Source organism: Pseudomonas sp. 11/12A (assembly GCF_000800055.1).
Taxonomy (GTDB): Bacteria; Pseudomonadota; Gammaproteobacteria; order Pseudomonadales; family Pseudomonadaceae; genus Aquipseudomonas; species Aquipseudomonas mohnii.
Genome location: NZ_JUGV01000001.1, coordinates 180,302 through 197,128 on the forward strand (window position 1 = coordinate 180,302; position 16,827 = coordinate 197,128).

At 59.5% G+C, this 16,827-nt stretch carries 13 protein-coding genes and 1 pseudogene; 9 read left to right on the forward strand and 5 right to left on the reverse strand.

Annotated features, from left to right (window positions below; translation table 11 throughout):
* Window positions 1-4 precede the first annotated feature (4 nt).
* The 8 genes and pseudogenes from GQ39_RS32090 to pcaC all read left to right on the forward strand — a co-directional run.
* A pseudogene (locus GQ39_RS32090) lies at window positions 5-97 on the forward strand (CoA-transferase subunit beta); the annotation flags it as partial.
* Window positions 94-1,299, forward strand: coding sequence for a 3-oxoadipyl-CoA thiolase (gene pcaF, locus GQ39_RS00830; protein ID WP_177329345.1), 1,206 nt, complete (start codon window positions 94-96; stop codon window positions 1,297-1,299). The pseudogene GQ39_RS32090 and the gene pcaF, both read left to right, overlap by 4 nt.
* A gap of 36 nt (window positions 1,300-1,335) precedes the next feature.
* Window positions 1,336-2,040: a protocatechuate 3,4-dioxygenase subunit beta gene (gene pcaH / locus GQ39_RS00835; protein WP_047526500.1), complete on the forward strand. Its 705-nt coding sequence runs from the start codon at window positions 1,336-1,338 to the stop codon at window positions 2,038-2,040.
* 1 nt (window position 2,041) lies between these two features.
* The gene (gene pcaG, locus GQ39_RS00840) at window positions 2,042-2,608 is read left to right on the forward strand and encodes a protocatechuate 3,4-dioxygenase subunit alpha (protein ID WP_047526502.1); all 567 of its coding nucleotides are present in this window, start codon (window positions 2,042-2,044) and stop codon (window positions 2,606-2,608) included.
* Between the two features lie 102 nt (window positions 2,609-2,710).
* Window positions 2,711-4,015 (forward strand): MFS family transporter, encoded by a 1,305-nt coding sequence (locus tag GQ39_RS00845; protein WP_047526504.1) that lies wholly within the window; start codon window positions 2,711-2,713, stop codon window positions 4,013-4,015.
* Window positions 4,016-4,060: 45 nt separating this feature from the next.
* Window positions 4,061-5,425: a 3-carboxy-cis,cis-muconate cycloisomerase gene (locus GQ39_RS00850; RefSeq protein ID WP_047526506.1), complete on the forward strand. Its 1,365-nt coding sequence runs from the start codon at window positions 4,061-4,063 to the stop codon at window positions 5,423-5,425.
* A gap of 11 nt (window positions 5,426-5,436) precedes the next feature.
* Window positions 5,437-6,228, forward strand: a complete 792-nt coding sequence (gene pcaD, locus GQ39_RS00855; RefSeq protein ID WP_047526507.1) for a 3-oxoadipate enol-lactonase — start codon at window positions 5,437-5,439, stop codon at window positions 6,226-6,228.
* Between the two features lie 10 nt (window positions 6,229-6,238).
* Window positions 6,239-6,631, forward strand: a complete 393-nt coding sequence (pcaC, locus tag GQ39_RS00860; RefSeq protein ID WP_047526509.1) for a 4-carboxymuconolactone decarboxylase — start codon at window positions 6,239-6,241, stop codon at window positions 6,629-6,631.
* A gap of 161 nt (window positions 6,632-6,792) precedes the next feature.
* Here the strand turns inward: pcaC and GQ39_RS00865 are convergent, their stop codons facing one another.
* From GQ39_RS00865 to emhA, 4 genes are all read right to left on the reverse strand, one after another.
* Entirely contained in the window at window positions 6,793-8,052 is a 1,260-nt protein-coding gene (locus GQ39_RS00865; protein ID WP_047526510.1) for an OprD family porin, read from the reverse strand.
* A 454-nt stretch (window positions 8,053-8,506) separates the two neighbouring features.
* Complete coding sequence (emhC, locus tag GQ39_RS00870; protein WP_047526512.1) at window positions 8,507-9,967, reverse strand: efflux RND transporter outer membrane subunit EmhC; 1,461 nt, start codon at window positions 9,965-9,967, stop codon at window positions 8,507-8,509.
* Window positions 9,967-13,128 (reverse strand): efflux RND transporter permease subunit EmhB, encoded by a 3,162-nt coding sequence (gene emhB, locus GQ39_RS00875; RefSeq protein ID WP_047526514.1) that lies wholly within the window; start codon window positions 13,126-13,128, stop codon window positions 9,967-9,969. Before emhB ends, emhC begins: the two co-directional genes overlap by 1 nt.
* 3 nt (window positions 13,129-13,131) lie before the next feature.
* Window positions 13,132-14,289, reverse strand: a complete 1,158-nt coding sequence (gene emhA, locus GQ39_RS00880) for an efflux RND transporter periplasmic adaptor subunit EmhA (protein WP_047526515.1) — start codon at window positions 14,287-14,289, stop codon at window positions 13,132-13,134.
* Window positions 14,290-14,555: 266 nt separating this feature from the next.
* On the opposite strand from emhA, the gene emhR reads away from it, so the two are divergent.
* The gene (gene emhR, locus GQ39_RS00885) at window positions 14,556-15,188 is read left to right on the forward strand and encodes an efflux system transcriptional repressor EmhR (protein WP_047526517.1); all 633 of its coding nucleotides are present in this window, start codon (window positions 14,556-14,558) and stop codon (window positions 15,186-15,188) included.
* Between the two features lie 490 nt (window positions 15,189-15,678).
* On the opposite strand, the gene GQ39_RS00890 is transcribed toward emhR, so the two are convergent.
* The gene (locus GQ39_RS00890; RefSeq protein WP_236693069.1) at window positions 15,679-16,728 is read right to left on the reverse strand and encodes a low temperature requirement protein A; all 1,050 of its coding nucleotides are present in this window, start codon (window positions 16,726-16,728) and stop codon (window positions 15,679-15,681) included.
* Window positions 16,729-16,827: the final 99 nt, after the last annotated feature.

The following is a 16,827-nucleotide window of genomic DNA, read 5'->3' on the forward strand; positions in this document are numbered from 1 at the left end:
TAGCACTGCCGACCCGACCGGAGTCGAACTGACGGCACTGCGTGACCTCGAAGCCCTTACTGCAGCGGCCCACGGCCAAGCCCCAGGAGAAGCATAATGCGTGACGTTTATATCTGCGACGCGATTCGTACCCCCATCGGCCGTTTCGGCGGTGGTCTGTCGGCGGTTCGCGCCGACGACCTGGCCGCCGTGCCAATCAAGGCTTTGATGGAGCGTAATCCGTCGGTGGACTGGAATGCGGTGGACGAGGTGTTCCTCGGCTGCGCCAACCAGGCCGGTGAAGACAACCGCAACGTGGCGCGCATGGCGCTGCTGCTGGCGGGGCTGCCGGAAACCATTCCGGGCGTGACCCTCAATCGCCTTTGCGCTTCGGGTATGGACGCCATTGGCACCGCATTCCGCGCCATTGCCAGCGGTGAAATGGAGTTGGCGATTGCTGGTGGTGTCGAGTCGATGTCCCGCGCGCCGTTCGTGATGGGCAAGGCCGATGCCGCGTTCTCGCGCAACATGAAGCTCGAAGACACCACCATTGGCTGGCGTTTCATCAACCCGTTGATGAAAGCCCAGTACGGTGTGGATGCGATGCCGCAGACCGCTGACAACGTGGCTGACGACTACAAGGTCTCCCGCGCCGATCAGGACGCTTTCGCCCTGCGCAGCCAGCAACGCACCGCCGTGGCCCAGGCCGCAGGCTTTTTCGCCGAAGAAATCGTCGAAGTGCGCATTGCCCACAAGAAGGGTGAAACCGTGGTCAGCCAGGATGAGCATCCTCGCGCCGATACCACCCTCGAAGCCCTGACCAAACTCAAACCGGTCAACGGCCCCGACAAAACCGTGACCGCCGGTAACGCTTCGGGCGTGAACGACGGTGCAGCTGCGCTGATCCTGGCGTCGGCCGAAGCCGTGAAAAAACACGGCCTGACCGCTCGTGCCAAAGTGCTGGGCATGGCCAGTGCCGGTGTTGCGCCTCGGGTGATGGGCATCGGCCCGGTGCCGGCGGTACGCAAACTGACCGAACGCCTGGGCGTGGCTGTCAGCGATTTCGACGTGATCGAACTCAACGAAGCCTTCGCCAGCCAGGGTTTGGCGGTGCTGCGCGAGCTGGGCATCGCGGACGACGCGCCTCAGGTCAACCCGAACGGTGGCGCCATTGCCTTGGGGCATCCGTTGGGCATGAGTGGAGCGCGCTTGGTCTTGACGGCTCTGCATCAACTGGAAAAAACCGGTGGCAAGAAAGGCCTGGCGACCATGTGCGTCGGCGTTGGCCAAGGGCTGGCGTTGGCAATCGAGCGCGTCTGACCCGCTTCGAAGACAAGAACAACAGAGGAATGCTTCATGACTGACAAGCCTGGTTACCGTCGCCCGCAGGAAGGCACTCAGCCGCCTTACCTGCACCCGACTTACCAATCCACCAACCTGCGCTCGCCGTCCAAGCCTCTGGTGTTCTTGCCTCATTCGCTGTCGGAAATCACCGGGCCGACCATCGGCGCCGAGCGCATCCACGAGCAGGACAATGACCTGACGGCTCAGCATGAGGGCGAGCCGCTGGGTGAGCGCATCATCATCCACGGCCGCGTGCTGGATGAGAATGGTCTGCCGGTGCCGGGGATTCTGGTGGAAATCTGGCAGGCCAATGCTGCCGGTCGCTACAACCATGCCCGCGATCTGCACGACGCGCCGCTGGACCCGAATTTCACCGGTACTGGCCGCACCGTCACCGACGCTGATGGCTGGTACCAGTTCCAGACCATCAAGCCTGGTGCCTATCCGTGGGGCAACCACCACAATGCCTGGCGCCCGGCGCACATCCATTTTTCGCTGTTCGGGCCGAGCATTCTGACGCGCCTGGTCACGCAAATGTATTTCCCGGGCGACCCGCTGCTGGCGTACGACCCGATCTACAACTGCGTGCCCGACACCAGTGCCAAAGAACGCTTGATCGCCAGCTTCGACCTGGAAAAAACCATCCCTTCCTACGCCCTCGGTTATCGCTGGGACATCGTTTTGCGCGGCCGCGATGCCACGCCGATGGAGAAATAAGATGACGCTGACTGCGACCACATCCCATACCGTCGGACCTTACTACCACATCGGCTTGACCTGGCTGAACCGTGAAAACCTGACCGTCGAACAGACCCTGGGTGAGCGCGTGGCCATCACCGGGCAGGTGCTCGATGGTAACGGCGACGTTGTCAACGATGCGATGCTGGAAGTCTGGCAGGCCAACGCCGCCGGCAAATACGACCACCCGGAAGACGACCAGGACAAACCCCTGGACCCGAACTTCGAAGGTTTTGGCCGGATACCGGTGGATGCTGAAGGTCGGTTCCGTTTCACCACCATCAAACCGGGTACGGTGGAAGGCCTCAAGGGCACGACCCAGGCGCCACACCTGGTGGTGTTGGTGTTCGCACGCGGACTGGTGAAGCACTTGCTGACGAGGATCTATTTCGACGGCGAACCGGCCAATGGGTCGGACCCGCTGCTCGAGTGCGTGCCGGTCGAACGCCGCGACACCTTGCTGGCGAAGCAGGATGCGACCGGTGTCTATCAGTGGAATGTGATTTTGCAAGGCACTGAGGCGGAGACGGTGTTCTTCGACTATTGAGAGCGCAGCACCCTATAGGGAGCGACGTCGCTAATGCTTCTGCGGAACGGGGCTGTTGCAAAGTGTGTCTAGACTCACACTGTCCCCATTGAGTGAAAAACAATGACAACGACTACTGTTTCAGAACCGCTATACACCGGCGAAGAGCGCAACAAGCGGATCTTCGCCATTGTCGGCGCCTCGTCCGGCAACCTGGTTGAATGGTTCGACTTCTACGTCTACGCCTTCTGTGCGATCTATTTCGCGCCTGCCTTCTTTCCGTCCGATAACCCTACGGTGCAGTTGGTCAACACCGCCGGTGTGTTTGCCGCCGGGTTCCTGATGCGGCCGATAGGTGGGTGGATTTTTGGCCGGGTTGCGGACAAGCACGGGCGCAAGAATTCGATGCTGATCTCGATTCTGATGATGTGCTTCGGCTCATTGCTCATCGCTTGCCTGCCGACCTACAACAGCATCGGCGTCTGGGCGCCGATCATGCTGCTGTTCGCCCGTCTGCTCCAGGGCCTGTCGGTGGGCGGCGAATACGGCACCACCGCCACCTACATGAGCGAAGTCGCGCTCAAGGGTCAGCGTGGTTTCTTCGCTTCATTCCAGTACGTGACGCTGATTGGCGGGCAATTGCTGGCGGTGTCGCTGGTGGTGGTCCTGCAACAGTTCCTCACCGAAGATGACCTGCGTGCCTATGGCTGGCGGATCCCGTTCGTGGTCGGTGCGGTGGCCGCGCTGATTTCGTTGTTCCTGCGTCGTACGCTGAAAGAAACCACCAGCAAGGAAATGCGTGAAAACAAGGACGCCGGCAGCATCAGCGCGCTGTTCCGCGACCATAAAGCCGCGTTCATCACCGTGCTCGGCTACACCGCCGGTGGCTCGCTGATTTTCTACACCTTCACCACCTACATGCAGAAGTACCTGGTGAACACCGCCGGCATGCCGGCCAAGACCGCCAGCTACATCATGACGGGCGCACTGTTCCTTTATATGTGCATGCAGCCGCTGTTCGGCATGCTCGCCGACAAGATCGGCCGTCGTAACTCGATGCTTTGGTTCGGCGCCCTCGGTACGCTGTTCACCGTGCCGATCCTGCTGAGCCTGAAAAGCATCAGCAGTCCGTTCCTGGCCTTTGTGCTGATTACCGTGGCGCTGGCGATCGTCAGTTTCTACACCTCGATCAGCGGCCTGGTGAAAGCCGAGATGTTCCCGCCGGAAGTCCGGGCACTGGGCGTCGGCCTGGCGTATGCGGTGGCGAATGCGATCTTCGGCGGTTCGGCGGAATATGTGGCCTTGAGCCTTAAAGCGGGGGGCATGGAAAACTCCTTCTACTGGTACGTGACCGTGATGATGGCGATCGCGCTCCTGTTCAGCCTGCGCCTGCCCAAGCAAGCGAAGTACCTGCATCATGACCTTTGATCCATACCCGCGGGCCCGAGTGGCCCGCGCTTCCAAGGACTGTTTATGAACGAGCGACCGGGCAATCAATTGTTCGATGCCTATTTCACTGCCCGCGAGATGCGTGAAGTGTTCTGCGATCAGGGCCGGGTTCAGGCCATGCTCGATTTTGAAGCGGCGCTGGCCAGGGCCGAAGCTCGGGTCGGTCTGATTCCGCACACGGCGGTGGCGCCGATCGAGGCAGCCTGCCAGGCCGGGCATTACGATTTTGCGGCTCTCGGCGAAGCCATTGCCACGGCGGGTAATTCGGCGATTCCGTTGGTCAAGGCCTTGGGCAAACAGATCGCGGCGAACGATGCCCAGGCCGAGCGCTATGTGCACTTGGGCGCCACCAGTCAGGACGTGATGGACAGCGGTCTGGTCCTGCAATTGCGTCGCGCACTGCAACTGATCGACAGCGATCTGGCGCAACTGGGCCAGACGCTCGCCACCCAAGCCCAACGATATGCGGCCACGCCACTGGCCGGGCGCACCTGGTTGCAACACGCAACGCCGGTCACCCTGGGCATGAAGATCGCCGGCTGGCTGGGTGCAGTCACCCGTAGTCGCCAGCGTTTGCTCGAACTCAAACCGCGTTTGCTGGTGCTGCAATTCGGTGGCGCTTCGGGAACCCTCGCGGCACTCGGTGAGCAGGCGATGCCGATTGCCCAGGCCTTGGCCGAGGAACTGCGCCTGACCTTGCCCGATCAACCCTGGCACACCCAGCGTGATCGTCTGGTGGAGTTCGGTTCGGTGCTGGGATTGATCGCTGGCAGTCTCGGCAAGCTCGGGCGTGACATCAGCCTGTTGATGCAGACCGAAGCCGCCGAAGTGTTCGAGCCCTCGGCTCCCGGCAAGGGCGGTTCCTCGACCATGCCGCATAAGCGCAACCCCGTGGGCGCGGCGGTGCTGATCGGCGCCGCGACTCGCGTGCCGGGCCTGCTCTCGACGCTGTTCAGCGCCATGCCGCAGGAACACGAGCGCAGCCTGGGGCTGTGGCATGCCGAATGGGAAACCCTGCCGGAGATTTGCTGCCTGGTGTCCGGCAGCCTGAAACAAGCGCTGTTGGTGACCCAGGGCCTGGAAGTGGACGCCGGGCGCATGGCCCGCAACCTCGACCTGACCCAAGGCCTGGTGCTTGCCGAAGCGGTGAGCATCGTCCTCGCACAACGGGTGGGGCGCGATACGGCGCATCATCTGTTGGAGCAATGCTGCAAACGCGCGGTGGCCGAACACCGGCACCTGCGCGCGGTGCTCGGCGACGAGCCGCAAGTGACCGCCGAGCTGTCGGCGGCTGAACTCGATCATCTGTTGGACCCCGCCCATTACCTCGGTCAGGCCCGTACCTGGGTCGAGCGAGCGGTGGCTGAACATTCTGCATTGACTGCCTGAAGGAGATTGCTGTGGCTTTCGTACAACTCGCCGAGGGCGAATTGCATTACCAACTCGACGGCCCGGCCAATGCGCCGGTGCTGGTGCTGTCCAACTCCCTGGGTACCGACCTGCACATGTGGGACGCGCAAATGGCGGCCTTCACCGAGCATTTCCGCGTATTGCGTTTCGATACCCGTGGCCACGGCCAGTCGCTGGTGACGCCGGGCCCCTACAGCATCGAGCAACTGGGCCACGACGTGCTCGCGCTGCTTGATGCCTTGCACATCGAGCGTGCGCATTTCTGTGGCTTGTCCATGGGCGGCTTGATCGGCCAGTGGCTGGGGATCAATGCCGGCGAACGCTTGAATTCGCTAGTGGTGTGCAACACCGCGGCGAAAATCGGCGAACTGTCGGTGTGGAATCCGCGCATCGAAACCGTGCTGCGTGACGGCCCTGCGGCCATGGTTGCCCTGCGCGATGCGTCGATTGCTCGCTGGTTCACTCCGGACTTCTCCGCCGCCAACCCGACGGCGGCCAAGCAGATCACCGACATGCTGGCGGCCACTTCACCCGAAGGCTATGCAGCCAACTGCGCGGCGGTACGCGATGCCGATTTCCGCGATCAATTGGGCTCGATCAAGGTGCCACTGTTGGTGATCGCCGGCACCGAAGACGCGGTAACGCCGCCGTCCGGTGGGCACTTCATTCAGGAGCATGTGGCCGGCGCCGAGTACGCCGAGTTCTATGCCGCGCATTTGTCCAACGTTCAGGCCGGCGCCGCGTTCAGCGAGCGGGTTCTGGCGTTTTTGTTGGCTCATTAAGGGGACTGTCGTGGACGAAAAACAACGTTACGACGAGGGCATGAAAGTCCGTCGCGCGGTACTGGGCGACGCCCACGTCGACCGCAGTCTGACCGCGTTGACCGAGTTCAACTCGGAGTTTCAGGAAATGATCACCCGCCACGCCTGGGGCGACATCTGGACCCGCCCGGGCCTGCCGCGCCACACCCGCAGCCTGATCACCATCGCCATGCTGATTGGCATGAACCGCGAGGGGGAGCTCAAGCTGCACCTGCGCGCCGCCGCCAACAATGGCGTCAGCCGTGGCGAGATCAAGGAAGTGATCATGCAGAGCGCGATTTACTGCGGTATTCCGGCAGCCAATGCCACGTTCCACCTGGCCGAGTCGGTCTGGGATGAATTGGGGATTGAATCGCGGGAGTGATCCTGGTGGTTTTCGGTGCCTGAGCTGATGCTATCGCTGGCAGGCCAGCTCCCACAGTGGTCCGATGTGAACGCCAATTCTGTGGTCACTGAAGATCCCTGTGGGAGCTGGCCTGCCAGCGATGGCGTCGATGAGATCGCCATCGCTGGCAAGCCATGCTCCTACAACAGGCTGATCGGATAGCTGATGATCAGGCGGTTCTCATCGAACTCGTTGTTGCTGTAATCACGGCGCATGGTCGAGTTACGCCATTTCAGGTTCAGGTTCTTCAGCGCACCGCTCTGCACGGTGTAGCCCAGTTCACTTTCACGTCCCCATTCCTTGCCGTCGGTGATGTTGCCGGTATGCACGTTATCGCCGCTGATGTAGCGGTTCATCAGGGTCAGGCCCGGCACGCCGAGGGCGACGAAGTTGTAGTCGTGACGCACTTGCCAGGATTTTTCCCGGGCGTTGTCATAGCTGGAGTTGTAACTGTCGTTGGCCAGGGTGCCACCGCTGGTGCCGTTGACCCGCATCCACGGACTGTCGCCGGTGAGTTTCTGCAGGCCGACGTAAAAGGTGTTGCCGCCGTACTTGGCCGAGAACAGGCCAAACAGGGTTTTGTTATCCAGCTGGCCGGCGCGGGCGCTACCGTCATCCTTGCCGTAGAAGAAACCGAGGTTGGCGCCCAGGGTCCAGTCACCCAATGGCTGGCTGTGCACCAGGTTGATGAATTGCTGGCTGTAGATGTCCTTGAGTTCAGCGTTCCACACACCGATCTGGGTGCGTTTTTCGTTGAACTGGTATTCGCCGCCCTGGAAGTTGAATCGATCAGAGGTGAACGCCGCTTTGCCGGTCATCGACATGTCGCTCATGCTGCTGTCGTCACGTGGGCTGTTCTGCCGGAACTGGCCGCCGTAGAGCGTCAGGCCGTCGATTTCCTTCGAGGTGATCTGGCCGCCGCGGAAGGTTTGCGGCAGAGAGCGCCCGTCATCCGAACGCAGGATCGGCAGCACGGGCATCCAGTCGCCCACCTTAGCCTCGGTTTGCGACAGCTTGGCCTTGAACGCCACGTTGGTGCGACCGAAGTTGTCCGCCGGGCGACCATCGTGGTCCAGCGGCAGCAACTGCGTGCCACCGGTGCCTTTGCCGCCGTCGAGTTTCACCGAGTACAGCCCCAGCACATCCATGCCGAAGCCGACGGTGCCCTGGGTGAACCCGGATTTGGCATCGAGGATGAAACTCTGCGTCCACTCCTCAGCCTTGCCTTGAGCCTTGGTCGGGTTGGTGAAGTTGCGGTTGATGTAGAAGTTGCGCAGGTTCAGGTTGACCTTGGCGCCTTCGACAAAGCCCGACTCTTCGGCCTGGGCAGGCAGGGTCGCGCTGGCCAGGGCGATGGCGATCAGGCTGGGTACGAAATACGGCGCGTTGGAAGGCGTCATGGGCTCGGGTCTCTCTAATTCTTGTGGATGAATGGGGGCATGCCGCAACCCGCTGGGTGCAGACAAAAAAACTCGGTCAATTCGGGGTGGAACCTGGGTATCAGCCGGACAGGGCAGGGCGCGGGGGCATGGTGTCGAACCTGTTGTTATTGGTTTTGTGGTTCGGATGGTGCTTGGAATGTACTGGATGGTTCAATCTGTGAAAGCGGGTTCTGGGCGATAATCGAACGCAAGATTAAGTCTGGATATGCGGTGAGTGTGCTGGCCTCATCGCGGGCAAGCCCGCTCCCACAGGTTTAGCGTGAGCTCACAAAGTCGAGCTCCACAGAGACACTGTGGCAGTGAGCTTGCTCCGGGCGACGTTCCGACGATGGGCACTGCCTGACGACAAAACTTTTCTCGCCGCCAACAAAAAGCCCACCAAAAGGTGGGCTTCCTGTCATTCGGGGCGCTATCAGAAATACTTCATCTTCGGCGCTTCTTCCTTCAACGGCTCGTTCTTCGCCGTCTGTTCGTTCCAGCCACCACCCAGTGCCTTGTACAGATTGACCTGGCTGACCAGTTGCGCCAGACGATCGGTGACCAGCGCTTGTTGGGCGCTGAACAGCTGACGCTGGGCATCGAGGAAGGTCAGGTTGCTGTCGACACCGATGCGGTAGCGGCGCTCGGCCAGGCGGTAGTAGTCCTGGTTGGCACTGACGAAGTCTTGCTGTGCCTGCAACTGCTGAACATAGGTCTGGCGGGCGGCCAGGCCATCGGCGACTTCCTGGAAGGCCGTTTGAATGGACTTCTCGTAGTTCGCCACACCGATGTCTTTCTGGATCTTCGAATAATCCAGGCTGGCGCGCAGGCTGCCGGCGTTGAAGATCGGCAGGTTGATCTGCGGCTGGAACAGCCAGGTGCCCGAACCGCCCTTGAACAGACCGGACAGGTCCGGGCTCAGGGTCCCGGCGTTGGCCGTCAGGCTGATGCTCGGGAAGAACGCGGCCCGTGCGGCGCCGATGTTGGCGTTGGCGGCCTTGAGGTTGTATTCGGCCTGAAGGATGTCCGGACGACGTTGCAGCAAGTCCGACGGCAGGCCCGGCGGTACGTCGGCCAGCAGCTTTTCAGACAACGGTCTGGCGGCGGGCAGGTTGGCCGGGATACCGGTGCCAAGCAGCAGCACCAGGCTGTTTTCATCCTGGGCGACCTGGCGGGTGTACTTGGCCAATTGCGCACGGGCGTTTTCCACCGAGGTGCGTGACTGCGCCAGGTCCAGGGCCGAAGCGACCCCCACTTCGTTGCTGCGGGCGGTGAGCTTGTAGCTCTCCTCGAACGCGCCGAGGGTGTCCTGGGTGACCTTCAGCAGTTCCTTGTCGGCCTGCCAGGTCAGGTAGGCGTTGGCCACGCTGGCCACCAGGCTGATCTGGGTGCTGCGGCGGCCTTCTTCGGTGGCGAAGTATCTCTGCAAGGCTTCTTCGCTCAGGCTGCGCACCCGACCGAACAGGTCGAGCTCATACGCGCTGATACCGACCGTTGCCGAGTAGGAGCTGTTGATGCCCGCCTGACCGGTTTGTGAGGAGTCGGCCGGAACGCGTTGGCGGCTGCCGCTGCCATTGGCTGAAACGGCCGGGAACAGGTCGGCGCGCTGGATGCGGTATTGAGCCGCGAAGGCGTCGATGTTCAGGGCCGCGACACGCAGGTCTCGGTTGTTTTCCAGGGCGACCTGGATCAACTGCTGCAGTGCCGGATCGTGGAAAAACTGCTTCCAGCCTTGTTCCGCGGCGGCCTGGGCAGGCGCCTGGGCTGGCGAATACGCCGGCCCCTGCGGGTATTGATCCGCCACTGGCGCTTGCGGCTGCTGATAATCAGGTATCAGCGAGCAGCCACCCAGTACGAAGGCGGCGACTGCCAGGGAGAGTAGCGACTTGCTCATTAGCCAGCCTCTTTAGGAGTTTCAGTGGCGTCGTCCTGGTCGGCGTTTTTACGCTGGCCTATGGACGACACGGTGACGAAGAACAGTGGGACCCAGAAGATCGCCAGCACAGTGGCCGTGATCATACCGCCAATCACCCCGGTACCGATTGCATGCTGGCTACCGGAACCCGCACCCGTGGAAATAGCCAGTGGTACCACACCGAGAACGAAGGCGAGCGAGGTCATGATGATCGGTCGCAGACGCATGCGGCAGGCTTCGATCGCCGCATCACGCAGGCTGCGTCCCTGTTCGTGGAGTTCCTTGGCGAATTCGACGATCAGAATGGCGTTTTTCGCCGCCAGACCGATGGTCGTCAGCAGACCCACCTGGAAGTACACGTCGTTGGACAGACCGCGCAGGCTGGTGGCCATCAGCGCACCGATGATCCCCAGCGGCACCACCAACATCACCGCGATCGGAATCGACCAGCTTTCATACAACGCGGCCAGACACAGGAACACCATCAGCAGCGACAACGCGTACAGCGCTGGCGCTTGCGAACCGGACAAACGTTCCTCGTAGGACAGGCCGGTCCAGGAGATACCGACACCCGCCGGCAGTTTCTGGGCTATGGCTTCGACTTCGGCCATGGCTTCACCGGTGGAATAACCCGGCGCCGGGGCACCGAGGATCTCCATCGCTTCAACGCCGTTGTAACGGGCCAGTTTCGGCGAGCCGTAGATCCACTCGCCCTTGGCGAACGCCGAGAACGGAACCATGGTGCCGGCGCTGTTACGCACGTACCACTTCTTCAGGTCCTCCGGGCTCATGCGTGACCCCGGCTGGCCTTGCACGTACACCTTCTTCACCCGACCGCGGTCGATGAAGTCGTTGACGTAGCTACTGCCCAGGGCAATCGACAGGGTGTTGTTGATGTCGGCGATGGTGATGCCCAGGGCACTGGCCTTCTCGTCATCGATTTCCAATTGATATTGCGGTTCGTCGTTCAGGCCGTTCGGACGCACTTGCGACAACACTTTGCTTTGCGCGGCCATGCCGAGGAACTGGTTGCGGGCTTGCATCAGCTTTTCGTGACCGATACCGGCGCGATCTTGCAGGAACACGTCGAAACCGGTGGCGTTACCCAGTTCCAGTACGGCCGGGGGCGCGAAAGCGAACACCATGGCATCGCGGAACGTGAAGAAGTGCTGCTGGGCGCGGGCCGCGACCTTGAACACGTTGTTGTCGGCGTTACGTTCATGCCAGGGTCTGAGCATGATGAACGCCATGCCCGAACTCTGGCCGCGACCGGCGAAGTTGAAACCGGTCACGGTAAACACCGAGTTCACCGCGTCGCCTTCACCGCCATCCTTGCCCGGACGCAGCAGGAATTCACGCATTTCGTCCACCACCACCTGGGTGCGCTGGGCGGTCGAGCCGGCAGGCGTCTGCACCTGGGCGAACAACACGCCCTGGTCTTCTTCCGGCAGGAACGCCGTTGGAATACGGGTGAACAGCCAGATCATGCCGACGACGATCAGCAGGTAAGCCAGCAGGTACGGGGCCTTGTTCGCGAGCATGCTGCCCACGCCACGCTCGTAACGGCGTACGCCACGGTCGAAGTTGCGGTTGAACCAGCCGAAGAAGCCGCGTTTTGGCGTGCCGTGCTCGCCTTTGGGAATCGCCTTGAGCATGGTGGCGCAGAGCGCCGGGGTGAAGATCAGGGCAACCAGTACCGACAGGGCCATGGCCGAGACGATGGTGATCGAAAACTGCTTGTAGATCACACCGGTGGAGCCGCTGAAGAACGCCATCGGCAGCAGTACCGCCGAGAGCACCAGGGCGATACCGACCAGGGCGCCCTGGATCTGCCCCATGGATTTCTTGGTGGCTTCCTTGGGTGACAGGCCTTCCTCGCTCATGACCCGTTCGACGTTCTCCACCACGACGATGGCATCGTCCACCAGCAAGCCAATGGCCAGGACCATACCGAACATGGTCAGGGTGTTGATGCTGAAACCGGCCGCCGCGAGGATGCCGAACGTACCGAGCAACACCACCGGCACGGTCATCGTGGTGATGACGGTGGCGCGGAAGTTTTGCAGGAACAGGAACATCACCAGGAACACCAGCACGATCGCTTCGACCAGGGTTTCAACCACACCCTTGATCGACTCGGTCACCACCGGGGTGGTGTCGTACGGGAACACCACTTCCATCCCTTGCGGGAAGAACGGCTTGAGGTTGTCGATGGTCTTGCGCAGGGCTTTGGCTGTATCGAGGGCGTTGGCACCGTTGGCCAGTTTCACCGCCAGGCCGGAAGCCGGAGCGCCGTTGAACTGGGCGTTGATGCTGTAGTTCTCGCCACCCAGACCGACTTCGGCGACATCCTTGAGGCGAACCTGGGAACCGTCCTTGTTGACCTTGAGCAGGATTTTATTGAACTGCTCGGCGGTCTGCAGGCGGGTCTTGCCGATGATCGTGGCGTTCAGCTGCGTGTCGGGCAGGGCAGGCAGGCCGCCGAGCTGGCCGGACGAAATCTGCACGTTTTGCGCGGCAATCGCCGTTTTGACGTCGATCGGGGTCAGGTTGTAGTTGTTCAACTTGGCCGGGTCGAGCCAGATGCGCATGGCGTATTGCGAACCGAATACCTGGAAGTCACCGACACCGGCGGTCCGGGAGATCGGGTCCTGCATGTTCGACACGATGTAGTTCGACAGGTCGTCCTTGGTCATGCTGCCGTCGCGCGAGACCACGCCAATCACCAGCAGGAAGTTTTTCACCGCCTTGGTCACGCGGATACCTTGCTGCTGCACTTCTTGCGGCAGCAGCGGGGTGGCCAGGTTCAGTTTGTTCTGGACCTGAACCTGCGCGGTATCGGAGTTGGTGCCTTGCTCGAAGGTCGCGGTGATGGTCATGGTGCCGTCGGAGTTACTTTCCGAAGACACATAACGCAGGTTGTCGATACCGTTGAGCTGTTGCTCGATCACTTGCACCACGGTGTCCTGCACGGTCTGCGCGGAAGCGCCCGGGTAGGTCACGGAAATGGCGATCGCCGGAGGCGCGATGCTCGGGTACTGGTTGATCGGCAATTTGAGGATTGAGAGTGCCCCGACCAGCATGATCACCAGGGCAATCACCCAGGCGAAAATCGGACGGTCGATGAAAAATTTTGACATGAGTTACTCCCCTTTGCCGCCGGCGGCTTTGTCAGCTGCCTGAGCGGGGGCCGGGTTCTTTGCGGCAACGTTGGTCGCTTCGCTGGCTTTGACTACCACGCCAGGTTTGACGTATTGCAGACCTTCGGTGATCAACCGATCGCCGGCCTTCAGACCGTCTTCGACCAGCCATTGATTGCCGACGGTGCGGCTGGCCTTGAGCTGGCGCAGTTCGACCTTGTTGTCGGGGCCGACGACCAGCGCGGTCGGGCTGCCTTTGAGGTCGCGAGTCACGCCCTGTTGCGGCGCCAGAATTGCCGCACTGTTTACGCCGGCCTGCAATTGGGCGTGCACGAACATGCCCGGCAGCAGCGTATGCTCAGGGTTGGGGAACACGGCGCGAAGGGTCACGGAACCGGTGGTCTGGTCAACCGAGACTTCGGAGAATTCCAGCTTGCCGTCCAGCTTGTACTGGCTGCCGTCCTCAAGGGTCAGCTTGACCTTGGCGGCATTGTCGCCAGCCTTTTGCAGGCGACCGCTTTCCAGTTCGCGGCGCAGTTCAAGCAGTTCGACCGAGGATTGCGTCACGTCGACGTAGATCGGGTCCAGTTGCTGAATCACGGCCATGGCTTCGAGTTGACCGTTGCTGACCAGCGCGCCCTCGGTCACCGACGAACGACCGATACGGCCGGTCAACGGCGCGTAAACCTTGGTGTAGCGAACATTGATCTGGGCGCTTTGCAGCGCGGCTTCCGATTGCAGGCGGTTGGCCACGGCGGTGTCGTATTCCTGACGGCTTACGGCCTGCTCATCAACCAGTTGCCTGTAGCGGTCGGAGATCGATTTGGTCGAACGCAGGTTGGCTTCTGCGCTTTTGAGCGTCGCTTCATAGATCGACGGATCGATCTGATACAGCTGCTGGCCGGCTTTGACATCGCTGCCTTCCTTGAACAGACGCTTGAGAATGATGCCGTTGACCTGTGGACGGACTTCAGCGATGCGGAACGCACTGGTGCGCCCTGGCAATTCCGAGGTGAGCGTAAACGTTTGCGTTTGCAGGGTAACGACGCCGACCTGAGGCGGTGGTGCAGCCGGGGGTGCCTCTTCCTTTTTACATCCGCTGAGCAATGATGCCAGGGCGATGGCGGCGACCAGAGCGGTAACAGCTGGCTTGAATTGCATGAAAATCCTCGGGTCAGGCGCGCAAGACACGCACAAGAAAAGATGGAAGGTTAAAAATGGATACCGGGTGGGTAAGTAGCTTGCTAAGGAATATACTTACGTTCATGGTTGTTTGTAAACACCTTGGCACTGTACCCGCACCGTTACAGACGCCGTTTAAAGGTTCGAATTGTTGGCCCGGGGACGATACCCAAGAGCGCTCGCCCTACTTTTATTCAGCTGATCGTCAAACATCGCTGAAGCATCCTGATTGAGGTTGTACTGCCATGGTCCGTCGTACCAAAGAGGAAGCTCAAGAAACGCGCAGCCAGATACTCGAGGCGGCCGAGAAAGCCTTCTATGAAAGGGGCGTGGCGCGCACGACGCTGGCCGACATCGCGGCCCTGGCCGGCGTCACTCGCGGCGCCATCTATTGGCATTTCAGCAACAAGGCGGACCTGGTTCAGGCCATGCTGGATACCTTGCATGAGCCACTGGATGAAATGGCCAAGGCCAGCGAGAACGAGGCCGAACCTGATCCACTGGGCTGCATGCGCAATTTGTTGATTCATTTGTTTCATCAGATTGCCCTGGACCCGAAAACCCGACGCATCAATGAGATTCTTTTTCATAAGTGCGAATTCACCGATGAAATGTGCGACCTGCGTCAGCAACGCGTGTCCGCCAGCCTCGACTGCAATGTGCGGATCGGCGTGGCGCTGAGAAATGCGGTGAATCGTGGGCAGTTGCCGGAAAACCTCGACACCGCCCGGGCGGCCATCAGTTTGCACGCCTATATCGATGGCATCCTGTACCAGTGGCTATTGGCCCCCGACAGCTTCGAACTGCACACCGAAGCCGAACGCTGGGTCGATACAGGGTTGGACATGCTGCGCCTGAGCCCCAGCCTGCGTAATTGAAACAAAATGCTTAATCGGTTCCGCGTGTGTCAACCATTGAAGCTTCAGATGAACAGTTCTTCACCCGCTTTGCGCTAATGGGGTGCTTTTATATACGTACGTTCACCCGGATGACAGGTGGTCAGCTACGTAATTTGTAGGAATTTTGTGTCGATTCTGTGGGCAGTGGGTGCACTTGGCATAAAACCGCAGCAAAACACCGCACTCTGCAGGAGCGAGCTTGCTCGCGATGGTGGTGGGTTAATCGACCGAAAATTGAATGTCATCGCCGACCTCAGACTTTCGTTCGGCTAATGGCTAATAGCACGGACTTGCCCACCCATTTGCATCGGATTTGACCAGCACGATGCGTGGATATGAGCGGCAGAGATCGACTGTGGATTCATCCGGTCGATGCAACAGATTAGCCAAATCGTTCAGCGGGTTGCTCGACCTTGTCTGCGGGGTTTCGAGGGCGCTCCCCCCCAACCTATGGCCTAACAATAAAGATTCAACGATATCTGAAATTCAGGAAAACATAACAGATCATGGTTGCTGTCAGGCCGACCAATATGTACTCGACGCGGGGTAGGAATATAACCAGCCCACCTAAAGAAAACACGATCAAGGTGTTTTGTAGTATGTATTTTCTTATTTTAGGTACGGCTATGAAGTAGCCATATTGCTTGCCTAGGAAAAATAAGGCCATGCCGATAATTGACACAATCTGGAAATCGCGTATCGCAATGTCATTCAGGATCGCATGTTTGATCAAGTTTGCGAGGAGTGCTAGCCCCAGAAATAGAAAAAGGTGCGAGTAAATTAAGGAGTGCCCACTCATACTGCTTTCATTTTTGCTCAGCAGGTAAAAGCTATCAAAATAGATCCACCAGATACTGCAAATCATGATAAATCCGGTGATTGCCGCCGTTACATTGTAACGATCCCATTGAATGTCAGATAACCCTCCAGAAAGGCTAATCACTGACTCGCCCAATAAGATGAGGGTGAGCAAGCCTAGTCGTTCAACCAAGTGTTCTGTATGGGCTGGCAATGGCTTTAGTTTACTCCAAGAAAACACAGGAAGCAGAATATCAAGAAATATCCCAATGTAAGCTACAAGATAACGCATGGGTGGGTCAAAAAGAATGGATGAAAGACTAACAACTGCGCTAACTAACAGGGCGAAGCCAAGCCTGGAGGAGAATTCGCTACGGTGATCGAGATTGCTTATGGACGTAATGTACATAATACTGATGATGGCACGTATGCCAAAATAGCAGGCAATAACAAGCGGATAGTTTACTTCCAGTTCTTCCCCAATCCGTGCGGACAGCACAATGAGCAGCAACATTATAAATAATGTTGCCAAACGGTGAAGATTACTGTCTGTATCAAACCTGTTGGAGTAAATCGTATGACTAGACCAGACCCACCATAATGGAACAAAAAGCAGTAAAAATGTCCATAATTGCCCATGTTCAAAGTGGCCTTGATGAACATGTCCGAGCGTATGCGTAACCTTGCCAATTGCAACAACAAAAATCAGATCAAAAAACAACTCTAACTATGTGGCGTGTCGATTTTTTTCATAATACTTCAAAGACTTCATTCGCTGCTGGCTCCGTGTGCACCTCCTTTATGTAGAAGGAAACTAACG